This window comes from Alloalcanivorax sp. C16-2 (genome assembly GCF_046507615.1).
GTDB classification, from domain to species: Bacteria; Pseudomonadota; Gammaproteobacteria; order Pseudomonadales; family Alcanivoracaceae; genus Alloalcanivorax; species Alloalcanivorax marinus_A.
The window spans coordinates 310,608-322,917 of the sequence record NZ_JBKFTL010000004.1 but is presented as its reverse complement, the minus strand read 5'-3'; the positions used below and the strand labels follow the sequence as shown (position 1 = coordinate 322,917).

Annotated in this window: 10 protein-coding genes; 4 read left to right on the top strand and 6 right to left on the bottom strand. The window is 66.6% G+C overall.

Features of this window, described 5'->3' with window-relative positions; translation table 11 throughout:
• The 4 genes from ACLD02_RS16785 to ACLD02_RS16770 form a co-directional block, all read right to left on the bottom strand.
• Positions 1-1,599, bottom strand: a complete 1,599-nt coding sequence (locus ACLD02_RS16785) for an ABC transporter substrate-binding protein (protein WP_410299227.1) — start codon at positions 1,597-1,599, stop codon at positions 1-3.
• Between the two features lie 46 nt (positions 1,600-1,645).
• The gene (locus ACLD02_RS16780; RefSeq protein WP_203106042.1) at positions 1,646-2,638 is read right to left on the bottom strand and encodes an ABC transporter ATP-binding protein; all 993 of its coding nucleotides are present in this window, start codon (positions 2,636-2,638) and stop codon (positions 1,646-1,648) included.
• Positions 2,635-3,642: an ABC transporter ATP-binding protein gene (locus tag ACLD02_RS16775; RefSeq protein WP_203106041.1), complete on the bottom strand. Its 1,008-nt coding sequence runs from the start codon at positions 3,640-3,642 to the stop codon at positions 2,635-2,637. Before ACLD02_RS16775 ends, ACLD02_RS16780 begins: the two co-directional genes overlap by 4 nt.
• 61 nt (positions 3,643-3,703) lie before the next feature.
• A complete protein-coding gene (locus ACLD02_RS16770; protein WP_203106040.1) occupies positions 3,704-4,339 on the bottom strand; it encodes a TetR family transcriptional regulator in 636 nt (211 codons plus the stop codon).
• A gap of 156 nt (positions 4,340-4,495) precedes the next feature.
• Here ACLD02_RS16770 and ACLD02_RS16765 point away from each other — a divergent pair, with 156 nt between their 5' ends.
• Positions 4,496-7,786: a carboxyl transferase domain-containing protein gene (locus ACLD02_RS16765; RefSeq protein WP_410299226.1), complete on the top strand. Its 3,291-nt coding sequence runs from the start codon at positions 4,496-4,498 to the stop codon at positions 7,784-7,786.
• A 31-nt stretch (positions 7,787-7,817) separates the two neighbouring features.
• Here the strand turns inward: ACLD02_RS16765 and ACLD02_RS16760 are convergent, their stop codons facing one another.
• A complete protein-coding gene (locus ACLD02_RS16760) occupies positions 7,818-8,765 on the bottom strand; it encodes a 2-hydroxyacid dehydrogenase (protein WP_338015257.1) in 948 nt (315 codons plus the stop codon).
• Positions 8,766-8,941: 176 nt separating this feature from the next.
• On the opposite strand from ACLD02_RS16760, the gene ACLD02_RS16755 reads away from it, so the two are divergent.
• Complete coding sequence (locus ACLD02_RS16755; RefSeq protein WP_410299225.1) at positions 8,942-10,075, top strand: aminotransferase class V-fold PLP-dependent enzyme; 1,134 nt, start codon at positions 8,942-8,944, stop codon at positions 10,073-10,075.
• A gap of 175 nt (positions 10,076-10,250) precedes the next feature.
• Positions 10,251-10,721 (top strand): DUF2147 domain-containing protein, encoded by a 471-nt coding sequence (locus ACLD02_RS16750; RefSeq protein WP_410299224.1) that lies wholly within the window; start codon positions 10,251-10,253, stop codon positions 10,719-10,721.
• 22 nt (positions 10,722-10,743) lie between these two features.
• Here ACLD02_RS16750 and ACLD02_RS16745 read toward each other — a convergent pair whose 3' ends face one another.
• The gene (locus ACLD02_RS16745; RefSeq protein WP_410299223.1) at positions 10,744-11,376 is read right to left on the bottom strand and encodes a TetR/AcrR family transcriptional regulator; all 633 of its coding nucleotides are present in this window, start codon (positions 11,374-11,376) and stop codon (positions 10,744-10,746) included.
• Between the two features lie 91 nt (positions 11,377-11,467).
• On the opposite strand from ACLD02_RS16745, the gene ACLD02_RS16740 reads away from it, so the two are divergent.
• Positions 11,468-12,289, top strand: a complete 822-nt coding sequence (locus tag ACLD02_RS16740) for an SDR family NAD(P)-dependent oxidoreductase (RefSeq protein WP_203106034.1) — start codon at positions 11,468-11,470, stop codon at positions 12,287-12,289.
• The last annotated feature ends 21 nt before the right edge of the window (positions 12,290-12,310 follow it).

Here is a 12,310-nt window from a genome sequence, read left to right as displayed (position 1 = left end):
TCAGCCCTCGATGGTTACGTCATTGAACTTGGGCTTGCCAAGCAGGTTGTTGCGCAGGTTCTTCACCTTGCCGTTGACGGCGACGATGCTCTCCCGGAACGCCAGCGGCACCACCAGGGCGTCTTCCATCACCAGCCGCTGGACCTTGGCCAGCGCCTCCCGGCGGATGGCCAGGTCGTCGCTACCGCGCGATGCCAGCAGCGCCTCGGTGAAGCCCTCCGGCGGAGCCTTGTCGCCGGCGTTGAAGTAGGAATCCTGGTTGTACATCAGCGAGTAGCTGAGGCTGGGGTCGGGCCGACCGGTCCAGGCGGACAGCAGCAGGTCGCCCTGTTTCTTGGCGAAGTACTCCGCCGACATATCGGCGATGGTGCCGGTGCGGAAGCGGCCCTTGATGTTGGCGCGGGCGAACTGCGCCAGCAGCAGTTCCTGCATCTGCACCGAGGACTGGTCGTTGTAGCCGCGCATGTCCAGGGTCACGCCGTCGGCGTAGCCGGCTTCCTTGAGCAGGGCGCGGGCCTTGTCGGGATCGTGGGGATAGAGCTCGGCGGTGGGCGCGTCGTAGGCCCAGTGAGATTTCGGCAGGTTCATATAGGCGGGCTCGCCGGAACCGGCCATGGCGCCGCGAATAAAAGCATCCCGGTCGACCGCGTAATTCAGCGCCTGGCGCACCCGGCGGTCCGCCAGGGTGTCCCGGGACATGTTCAGATAGAGCTGGAAGCAATACACCGTGGAGCCGACCACACCGTTCAGGGTGGGCATCTTTTCCACCAGCGGCTTCTGGCGACCGTCCAGGTGATAGGCGAGATCCGCCTGCCCGGACATCACCGCGCGCAGCCGGGTGGCGCTGTCGGTGATGATCGAGAAAGTGATGCCGGCCAGGGCCGGTTTGTCGTCACGACGGTAGCCGTCGAACGCGGTGAGGGTGATTTCGCTGCCGTCGTTCCATTTCTGGAATGTCATGAAGCCGGTGCCCACCGGCTTGCGGTCCACCCGGTTGCCGTTGGCCTCGAGCGCCTTGGGCGACACCATCATCCCGGCCCGGTCGGAGAGGATCAGCGGCAGGGCGGTGTCCGGATTCTTCAGGTGCAGGGTGACGGTGTGCTCGGCGTTCACCGTCACCTGGTCCACCGAACCGAGATCGGAGCGGATGTTGGAAAATTCCGCCGCGCGGCTGCGATCCAGATTGGTTTTCACCGCCTCGGCGTTGAATGGCGTGCCATCGTGGAAGGTGACGCCCTGGCGCAGATGCAGTACCAGGGTTTTCGGGTCGGTGAATTCCCAGCGTTCCGCCAGGCCCGGCTCCGCCTTGAGGCTGGCGAAGTCCCAGGTAACCAGGGTGTCGTAAATCGGGAACAGGAACACATGGTCGGAGCCGGAGCCGCCGGTGGCCGGGTCCAGACTGGACGGGTTGGCGTTGGCGCCCACGCGCAATACGGCGCCGCCGCCCTGGGCCCAGAGCCGGCCTGGCGCGCCCAGGGTGCCGACCGCCAGGGCGCCGGACAGGTAACCGAGAAAGGCCCGGCGGGAGACGGCGTGGCCGCCCACGTCCAGGGTGTCATGGTCCGGGTGTTCGTGATGGTGGGGCGCTTTCATGTTCATGGGGCTCTCCTGGAATTTTGTTGTTTTGTTCGGAAAAACGGGTTGTTCAGGCAGGGCCGGCGAAATGGCAGGCCACGCGATGGTCCGGTGCCACCTCCCGCCATTCCGGCACCTGTTCCGCGCAGCGTGTTTCGGCGCGCGGGCAGCGGGTGCGGAACGGGCAGCCGGAGGGTGGATTCAGCGGGCTGGGAATCTCGCCTTGCAAGCGGATGCGGCGCCGGTGGTCGCGCTGGTCGCTGGGCAGCGGCAATGGCTCCGCCGACAGCAGCGCCTGGGTATAGGGATGCAGCGGCTGTTCGCAGACCGCGCCCGCCGGCCCTTGCTCCATGAGCCGGCCCAGATAGAGCACGCCCACCCGGTCGCTGACGTGGGAGACCACGGAGATGTCGTGGGTGATGAAGGCGTAGGTGATGCCGAACTCGTCCTGCAGATCGGCGAACAGATTCAGAATGGCGCCGCGAATCGATACGTCCAGGGCCGCCACCACCTCGTCGCAGACAATGAAGCGCGGGCGCAGGGTGAGGGTCCGGGCGATATTGACCCGCTGCTTCTGCCCGCCGGACAACTCATGGGGGTAGCGGCGGCCGACCTCCGGTGCCAGGCCCACCCGCTCCAGGGCCTCGTCGGCCACCCGGCGGCGCTGGGCACGGTCGCCGTCGCGCAGAATGTCGAGTGGCTCCATCACCGACTGGGCGATGGTCATGCGCGGGTTCAGGGCGGCGTGAGGGTCCTGGAAGATAATCTGATGATCGCGCCGTTGTCGCCGGCGCTCGGCCCGGTTCAGCGATGACGGCTCGCGGCCGTCGTAGAACAGGCGCCCGTCGCTGAGCGGCTGCAGGCCGGCCAGTGCCCGGCCCAGGGTGGTCTTCCCGGAGCCGGATTCGCCGATCAGGCCGAAGGTTTCTCCGGGGCGGATATCGAAGCTCACGTCGTCCACCGCCTTGACGGTGCCGGCGCGGGTGGGGAAGTGCACGCGCACCCGGTCGGCGCGCACGCCGGCGGCCTGGGTGGAAGGGCGGGGTGTCAGGCGGGCATTCATGTCACCGCTCCCGGCAGGGTGAGTTCGGCGCCACGCCAGCAGCGCGCCAGCCGCCCGTTATCGAGCTCGCGCAGGGGCTGGCCCTGTTCACAGCCGTCGGCGGAATGCGGGCAGCGTGCCTGGAACCGGCAGCCGGCGGGCATCTGGCCGGGCGCGGGCACGCGTCCCGGGATCGACGGCAGACGGCCGCCCCGCTCGCTGAGCCCGGGTAGCGAGCGCAGCAGCCCGGAGGAATACGGATGCGCCGGACGGCGCAGCACGGTGTCCACCGGCGCGCTTTCCACCACCTCGCCGGCGTACATGGTGAGCAGCCGCGAGCAGGTCTCCGCCACCACCCCCAAATCGTGGGTAATGAACAACAGGGCGGTGCCGGTGGTGTCGCTGAGTTCACGTAGCAGATCGATGATCTGCGCCTGCACGGTCACATCCAGGGCGGTGGTGGGTTCGTCGGCGATCACCAGCCGGGGCCGGCAGATCAGTGCCATGGCAATCATCACCCGTTGCCGCATGCCCCCGGAGAACTGGTAGGGGTAGTCGTCGAGGCGCAGGTGCGGCGAGGGGATGCCCACCTCCTCAAGAGCGGCCACGGCCCGTTCGCGGGCTTCCCGGCGGCCCACCTTTTCATGGGCGCGCAGGGTTTCGGTGAGCTGCTCACCGATGGTGAAGACCGGGTCCAGGGCACTCATCGGTTCCTGGAAAATCATGCTGATATCGCGGCCGCGAAGACGGCGCAGCTCGCGGGCTGGCATGTTCAGCAGGTCGCGGCCCTGGAACAGAATCTCGCCGCGCACCCGGGCGGTGCGCTCCGGCAGCAGGCCAAGCAAGGCCAGCCCGGTGACGGTCTTGCCGCAGCCGCTTTCGCCCACCACGCCGACTCGCTCGCCGTGGCCCACCGTGAACGACACATCGCGGGTGATGGCGGTCTCGCCGGCGTCGTTCGCGAATGCGATGTTCAGATTGTTCACCGCCAGCAGGGGCTGCCCGGTGTGGTCATCGTGTGCCATGGTTTATCTCCGTGCGGGCACATCCACGGTCGGCCTCTTCCGAGGCCGAAGGGGATTGTTGTTATCGGTTGCCGTAAGCGGCGGTGACGGTGTCGATCACCGCCTGATAATGGTCGAGCAGTTTGTTCAGGCCGCTGTGTTGGGTGAGCAGGGAGCCGAAATACCAGAGTGGGGTAATCAGCATCACCACCTGGCGCACCGGTGTGTCGGGGCGCAATTCGCCGCTGCCAATGGCCAGCTTCACGGCATGGGACACATAGTCCTCGAAATGTCGCGACATCTCGGAGATGCCTTCCTGGATGCGCTCCGGAATCAGGTGTCGCTCGAACCGCGCCCGTGCCGAAAGGCTCCAGGGGTTACGGCCCTTTTCGCTGTCGTTGAATTCGTAAAAACGGCGTTCGCAATCCGCGGCCACCAGGCCGATGCGTTCCGCCAGGGTCAGCCCCGGACGCGCCCACACATTCTGGAACTGCTGCTCCAGGTCATCGAAGGTTTCCTGGAACACCGCCTCGATCAGTGCCGCCTTGTTACCGAAGTGGTAATGCAGGTTGGCGCGGGTGGTGTTGACCACCTCGGCGATGTCGCCGTAGCTGACGTCGCTGAGCCCGCGCTCGATGAACAGGGCCCGGGCGGCGGCCTTGATCTGGGCCTTCATGGGTGGCTGGCCTAGCTGGGATTTTTTTTCCGGTCGGGCCACGCCGGCCTCCTCATGGTTGGGTGGAACGCTGCGAGTGTTGACTAATCTGCAAGTAAATAAAACCTGAGTCAATACTAATTGACGTGCAAGTCAGTATCTCGCTATCTTGCCGCCAAACGATCTGTGAATCGACTGATAAAAAACCGGACTGCCGCCATGACCCGTAAGCTTCTGATCGCCAACCGTGGCGAAATCGCCGTGCGCATCGCCCGCGCCGCCGCCGACCTGAACATCGCCACTGTGGCGGTCCATCCCGCCGACGATGAGCGGTCGCTGCATACCCGGGTGGCCGACCAGTCGGTGCGGCTGGAGGGGCGCGGCGCCGCCGCCTACCTGGACGCCGAACAGTTGGTGCGGGTGGCCGTGGAGGCCGGCTGCGACGCGGTGCATCCCGGCTATGGCTTTCTCAGCGAAAGCCGTGACTTCGCCGAGCGCTGCCAGCGGGCCGGCCTCACCTTCGTGGGGCCGACCCCGGAGGTGCTGGCGCTGTTGGGCGACAAGGCCCGCGCCCGGGTGCTGGCGGAGGAGTGCGAGGTACCGGTGGTGCCCGGCACCGGTGCCGACACTACCCTTGAGCAGGCGCGGGCGTTCCGCGACGGACTGGGCGCCGACGCCACCGTGATCGTCAAGGCGATCGCCGGCGGCGGCGGGCGAGGCATGCGCATCGTGCGTCCCGGCGACGACCTGGCCGAGGCATTCAAGCGCTGCCAGGCGGAGGCGCAGGCCGCGTTCGGCAACGGTGCCCTGTACGTGGAGCGTTTTATCGATCGCGCCCGGCACATCGAGGTGCAGGTGGTGGGTGACGGCGGCGACGCGCCGGTGCACCTGTGGGAACGGGAATGCAGCCTGCAGCGCCGTAACCAGAAGCTGGTGGAAATCGCGCCGGCGCCGACGCTTTCCGACGCGACCCGGCACAAGCTGCTGGACGCCGCCTTGCGGCTGGCGGGCCGGGTCGGCTATCGCGGCCTGGGCACCTTTGAATTCCTGGTGGACGCGGATGAAAACCGCTTCGCCTTTATCGAAGCCAACCCGCGCCTGCAGGTGGAGCACACCGTCACCGAGGAAGTCACCGGCGTGGACCTGGTGCAGACCCAGCTGAAAATCGCTGGCGGCGCTTCCCTGGCGGATCTGGGCCTGAGCCGTGACACGGTGCCGGCGCCTTCCGGGTTCGCCGTGCAACTGCGGGTCAACATGGAAACCATGGACGCCAGCGGCGAGGCGCGTCCCGCCGGCGGCACCCTGGCCACCTTCGAGCCGCCGTCCGGCCCGGGCATCCGCGTGGACACCTTCGGCTATCGCGGCTATCGCACCAGCCCCCACTACGATTCCCTGCTGGCCAAGCTGATCGTGCACGGCCGCGGCGACTTCGCCACCGCCGTGCGGCGCGCCTACCGGGCGTTGTGCCAGTTCCGTATCGAGGGCGTGGACACCAATGTCGGCTTCCTGCAGAACCTGCTGCGGCGCGACGAAGTCACCGACAACACCGTTTACACCCGCTTCGTGGACGACCACATGGCCGAGCTGGTGAACGGCGGTGAGCACCCGTCCCTGCACTTCGGCGAGGCCGGTGGCGAGGTGGAATCACAGGGCCCGTCGATCCAGGCGCCGCCGGGTACCGCAGGCGTGGCCACGCCGATGCAGGGCGTGGTGGTGGAGCTGCTGGTTGCCGAGGGCGACAGCGTCCGCGAAGGCCAGCCAGTGGCCTTCGTCGAGGCCATGAAGATGCAGCACCGGGTGGAAGCGACCACCAGCGGCACCGTATGCCAGCTCGCCTTCGCGGTGGGTGACGCGGTGGCCGCCGGCGATCCACTGTTGTTCATCGAACCGGGCGAGGTGGCCGTCGACGCCGACGCGGAGGAAGAAGAGATCGATCTGGACCGCATCCGTCCGGACCTGGCGAAACTGCGGGCCCGGGAAGCCCTGTTGCTCGATGAGAACCGGCCGGACGCGGTGGCGCGGCGGCGCAAGACTGGCCAGCGTACCGTCCGGGAAAACGTGGCGGCGATCATCGATGAGGGCAGTTTCATCGAATACGGCGCCTTCACCTTCGCCGCCCAGCGCGCTCGCCGCGACCTGGACGACCTGATCACCAACACCCCGGCGGACGGCATGGTGGTCGGCATCGGCGCGGTGAACGGCGGGCTGTTCGACGAAAGCAAAAGCCGTTGCGCGGTGCTGGCCTACGACTACACCGTGCTGGCCGGCACCCAGGGCACCATGAACCACAAGAAAACCGACCGTATTCTGCAGGTGGCCGAGCAGCAGAAGCTGCCGGTGATCTTCTTCGCCGAAGGTGGCGGCGGCCGCCCCGGCGACACCGACAATGCCACCAAGGTGGCCGGCCTGGACGGCCCCAGTTTCCTGCAGTACGCGCGCCTCAGCGGCCTGGTGCCGCGCATCGCCGTGGTGTCCGGCCGCTGCTTCGCCGGCAACGCGGTGTTCGCCGGCTCCAGTGATCTGATCATCGCCACCGAAAATGCCTGCATCGGCATGGCCGGGCCGGCCATGATCGAAGGCGGTGGCCTGGGCGTGTTCAAGCCCGAGGAAGTGGGGCCGGTGGCCGTGCAGCGCGCCAATGGCGTGATTGACTGCGTGGTGAAGGACGAACAGGAAGGCGCCGCCCTGGCGAAAAAACTGATGGGTTATTTCCAGGGCACGGTCACCGGCTGGGACTGCGAGGACCAGCGCTGGCTGCGCCGGGCGGTGCCGGAGAACCGGCTGCACGCCTACGACATGCGCGAGTTGATCCGCCTGCTGGTGGACACCGACTCCACGGTGGAACTGCGTCGGGATTTCGCGCCGGGCATGATCACCGCCTTCGTACGCATCGAGGGCCGGCCGCTGGGCCTGATCGCCAATGATCCCAAGGTGCTGGGCGGCGCCATCGACGCCGCCGGCGCCGACAAGGCGGCGCGCTTCATGCAGCTGTGCGACGCCTTCGGCATTCCCATGGTCAGCCTGTGCGACACCCCCGGTTTCATGGTCGGGCCGGACGAGGAGAAGACCGCCATGGTGCGCCGCACCTGCCGTATGTTCGTCACCGCCGCCAGCCTCACCGTGCCGCTGCTCTCGCTGGTGACGCGCAAGGGCTATGGGTTGGGGGCCCAGGGCATGACCGGCGGTTCTTTCCACGCGCCCATGTTCTGCGCGTCCTGGCCCAGTGGTGAGTTCGGCGGCATGGGCCTGGAAGGGGCCGTGAACCTGGCCTACAAGAAGGAGCTGGACGCCCAGGAAACGCCGGAGAAAAGACAGGCCCTGTTTCAGCAACTGGTGGACAAGCTCTATGAGCGTGGCGAGGCGCTGAGCATGGCCGCCGCTCTGGAAATCGACGCGGTCATCGACCCGGCGGATTCCCGCGCCTGGATTCTGCGCGGCCTGCGCGCCACCCCGCCGGGCGGGCTGGAACCCATTGCTGGGAAGCGCCGGCCGATGATCGACACTTGGTGAGCGGCGGCCTGGCGGGCGCGTAGGAGCGGCTTCAGCCGCGATTCCCCGCGTGGACCAGATTCTGAAGCGGTTCCCCGTTGGCAATGCGGCGTACCTGTTCGCGCAGGTAGGTGGCCAGGCGTGGTTTGAGGGCTTCCGAGCGACCACCCACATGGGGGACCAGACAAAGTCCCGGCGCGTCCCACAGGGGATGGTCGGCGGGCAGAGGCTCCGGGTCCACCACGTCCAGGGCGGCGCGCAGGCGGCCGCTTCGCAGTTCGGCGAGCAGGGCGTCGGTGTTCACCACCGGGCCACGGGCCACGTTCACCACCAGGGCACCGTCTGGCAGGCGGGACAGGAAGTCCGCGTCCACCATGCCCCGGGTGGCGTCGTTGAGCGGCGTGATCAGAATCACGATCTCCGCCGCCGGCAGCAGGGCCGGTAACTCGTCCACGCCATGCACATGCCCGTGCTCATCGTCCCGGGCGCGGGTGCCGACCCGGGTCAGCTCGACGCCGAACGGCGCCAGTCGCTCGGCGATGGCGGCGCCCACGCCGCCGGTGCCGATCATCAGCACCTTGCGGTCCAGTAGCCCCGGCGTGGTGAACGGTCGCCAGGCATGGTCCGCCTGGTCCCGGGCGAAATGGTCCAGGCCACGCTGGGCGGTGAGAATCAGCCCCAGGGTGAGCTCGGCGGTGGGGCCGGCGTGCAGCCCGTAGGCGCTGGCCACGGCGGCGCCGCGCCCCGCTTCGATAAAGCCGTCGTAACCGGTGGACTGGGTCTGGATCAGCTTCAGGTTGGGCAGGGTGGACAGGCGCTGTTTGCCCGCCTCGCCGGCCGGATGGTGGAACACCACCGCCTCCACCTCCGCCTCGCTCAGCCCTTCGGGCGCGCCTTTCAGATCCCAGACGCCCAACCTCAGATCCCCAGCCTGGTCCTTGACGGTGTCCAGGTGCCATTGGGTGGGCAGGGTAAGGGTGCGGATGTTGAGAGTGGTCACGGTGTTCTCCCGGGTGGTCGAGGCGGCCTTGCGGCCGCGATACAGGATGCAGGATACAGGATACAGCGCGCGGTGGGCCTCACGAGACGGGAAGGCCGCCATGCTTGCAGCGCGCCGCCGGCGTCTCTATAACGGGAGCCTGTCATTATTCAAGGTTTTGAAGCGGGAGAATGCTTGTGTCTCAACTGGTGCCCGAGGTGGACCCGGACGGTCTGCTGGAATATTCCGTGGTGTTCACGGATCGCTCCCTGAATCATATGTCCCAGGCCTTTCAGCAGGTGATGCGGGATATCTCCACCACCTTGAAGCAGGCTTATGGCGCCGAAGCGGTGGCGGTGGTGCCCGGTGGCGGCACTTTCGCCATGGAAGCGGTGGCCCGCCAGTTCGCTACCGGCAAGCGTTGTCTGGTGATCCGCAACGGCTGGTTCAGCTACCGCTGGAGCCAGATCTTCGAGATGGGCGGCATCCCCGCCGATGAAACCGTGCTCAAGGCACGGCCGGTGAGCGGCGAGGGCGAGCCGGCGCCGTTCGCGCCGGCGCCGCTGGACCAGGTGCTGGACACCATTCGCCGGGAAAAGCCGGAGATGGTGTTCGCGCCCCATGTGGAAACCGCCGCCGGCATGATCCTGCCGGACGATTACATCAAGGCGGTGGCCGAGGCGGTGCACGAGGTGGGCGGCCTGTTCGTGCTCGACTGCATCGCCTCCGGGGCGATCTGGGTGGACATGCGGGACACCGGCGTGGACGTGCTGATCAGCGCGCCGCAGAAGGGCTGGAGCTCGTCGCCCTGCGCCGGCCTGGTGATGTTCAACGACACCGCCCTGGCCCGTCTTGAAGAGACCCGCAGCACCAGCTTCGCCGCCGATCTGAAGCGCTGGCTGGACATCATGCGCGCCTACGAAAACGGCGGCCACGCTTACCATGCCACGCTGCCCACGGACAGTCTGGCGCGCTTCCGCGACTTCATGGAGGAGACCCGTGCCCAGGGCTTCCCGGTGGTGCGGGCCCTGCAGGAAGAGCTGGGTGGCCGGGTGCGTGCGCTGTTCGCCCGCCATGGCATCCGCAGCGTGGCGGCGCCGGGCTTCGAGGCCCCGGGAGTGGTGGTCTGCTACACCGACGATGACGGCCTGCACAATGCCAGCAAGTTCATCGCCGAGGGCCTGCAGACCGCCGGTGGCGTGCCGCTGATGTGCGACGAACCGGCGGACTTCAAGACCTTCCGCGTGGGGCTGTTCGGTCTTGATAAGCTCAACCATGTGGAGCGTACCGTGGAGACCCTGGAAAACGCTCTGAAGCACATTCTGGGTTGACCGCGCCGCCGGGTGCCCACCGGCGCCCGGCGCGTTTTCACGGTTTTTTATAAACCCATCCACCGGATTGCCCTTCTAATAGGGGGAACGAAGCGACGACGGATTGGCAGACAACTTCCCGGGAGTTGTATACCCTTCACGTCGCTCACTGCCTTCAACCGAAGAGGAATCCACCATGATCCGATCCCTGATTTCCGCCCTGGTCGCCGCTCCGCTGCTTACCGCCGGCGCCGCCGCCTGGGCCGCCGACGACAGCCACGCCATCGAGGGTGTATGGGAAACCGACAGTGGCGGTTATGTGCAGATTTACCAGGTGGACGAGGACACCTGGAATGGCCGGGTAGTGGGTTCAAGCAGTGGCGAGGCCCGCTACGACGAGAACAACCCGGATGAGGAGAAGCGCGGCCGCCGTCTGCTCGGCGTGGAGGTACTCAAGGACCTGCACTACGCCGGCGGCAACAAATGGGAGGACGGCAACATCTACTCTCCCGACAACGGCAAGACCTACAGCGCCAAGGCCACTCTGGCCGACCCGGACACCCTGGAAGCGCGCGGCTACATCGGCGTCAGCCTGCTCGGTCGCAGCCAGACCTGGCAGCGGGTCGGTGCCGACGCGCCGCACCTGCACAAGGACCTTCTCAAGTAAAAGACCGCCGCGGCTGAAGCTATTAACGGTTAACTGATTTCCCCAGTTCTCCATCCACGAAGTGGGCGACCATGTCGCCCAGGCCGCGCACCAGGTCGTCGAAATCCACCGCCGGATTGGGGTCGGTGAGATAGCGGATCACCGTGAATATCCCGCCATTGATCATGATGAAGCCCATGGCCGGCAGGTTGCCCAGCCGGGTCAGTTGGGGATGGTGCATGACGTATTGCACCAACAGATTCATCAGTAACTGGGTGATCGGTTCCAACTGATTGCGCGGGGCGAAGTAGGCAGCGTAGCTCATGTAGCGCAGGTAGCGGCCATCGTCCCGTTCCAGCAGGTCACGATAGCGGTACAGCAATTCGGCGACCAGTTCGCGGATGTCCAGGCGCACCAGTTCCGGAATGCGCGGTTGCACCAGGGCCACCACCTCCCTCACCACGTGCTGGTGCATGGCGTCGAACACCTCTTCCTTGTTGGCGAAGTATTCATAGAGAGAGCCGACGCCGACGCCGGCGATTTCGGCGATGTGGCGGGTAGTGGTGCCTTCCAGGCCATGGCGGGACAGGGAAATAAAACCGGCCTCGACGATGGCGTTGACGGTGGCTTTGGCCCGTTTCTGGGTGGGCCGGCGTTGACGCGATGAAGTCCGCATATCCGAGTTGAATCCGAACAAATGATCGGACTACCTTGCCATTGATGAATGTCACGGTCAATTTGACATCGTGCTGGCGAGGACTCTGAACATGACGGACAGCATTTCACGCAACGCCCGCGCCGTGGTCACCGGCGCCGGTAGCGGCATCGGCCGCGCTTTCGCTCTGCAACTGGCGCGCCGTGGTGGTCGGGTAGTGTGCGCCGATCTTGATGCCGACGCCGCTGAGGCCACCGCCGCCGCCATCCGTGATCAGGGCGGCGAGGCGCTGATGGTGGCCTGCGACGTGTCCCGCCTGGAGCAGGTGGAGGCCCTGGCGGAGCGCGCCGCCGAGTGGTTCGGCGAGGAGCCGGATCTGGTCATCAACAATGCCGGCGTGGGTGCCGGCGGCAAGCGCATCGGCGATATCCCCATGGAAGACTGGCACTGGGTGATGGGCGTCAATATGTGGGGCGTGATCCATGGCTGCCATGTGTTCGCGCCTCGTCTGCGTGGCCTGTCCCGTGCCGGCATCATCAACGTTTGTTCCACCGCCAGCTTCGCGGCGGCACCGAGCATGGGCCCCTACAACGCCAGCAAGGCGGCGGTGCTGGCGGTGTCCGAGACGCTGGCGGCGGAAAGCGCGGGCAGCGGTCTCAAAGTCACCGCCCTGTGCCCGACGGTGGTGAAAACCAACATTTTCACCAGTGGTCGCATCGACGACTCGGTAACGCCGCTGATGAACCGCTGGGTGTCGCTCACCGGCGTTTCCGCCGAGGGCGTCGTCCGCACCACGCTCAAGGCCCTGGACAAGGGCCGGCTCTATGTCCTTCCGCAGATCGACGCGCGACTGATCTGGCGCGCCAAGCGTTACGTGCCAGCGCTGTACGCGCGTGGCGCCGGTCTGCTCAGCCGCTTCACCCTGGCTTCCTGAATCCTTCAAAAAAGGGAGAAC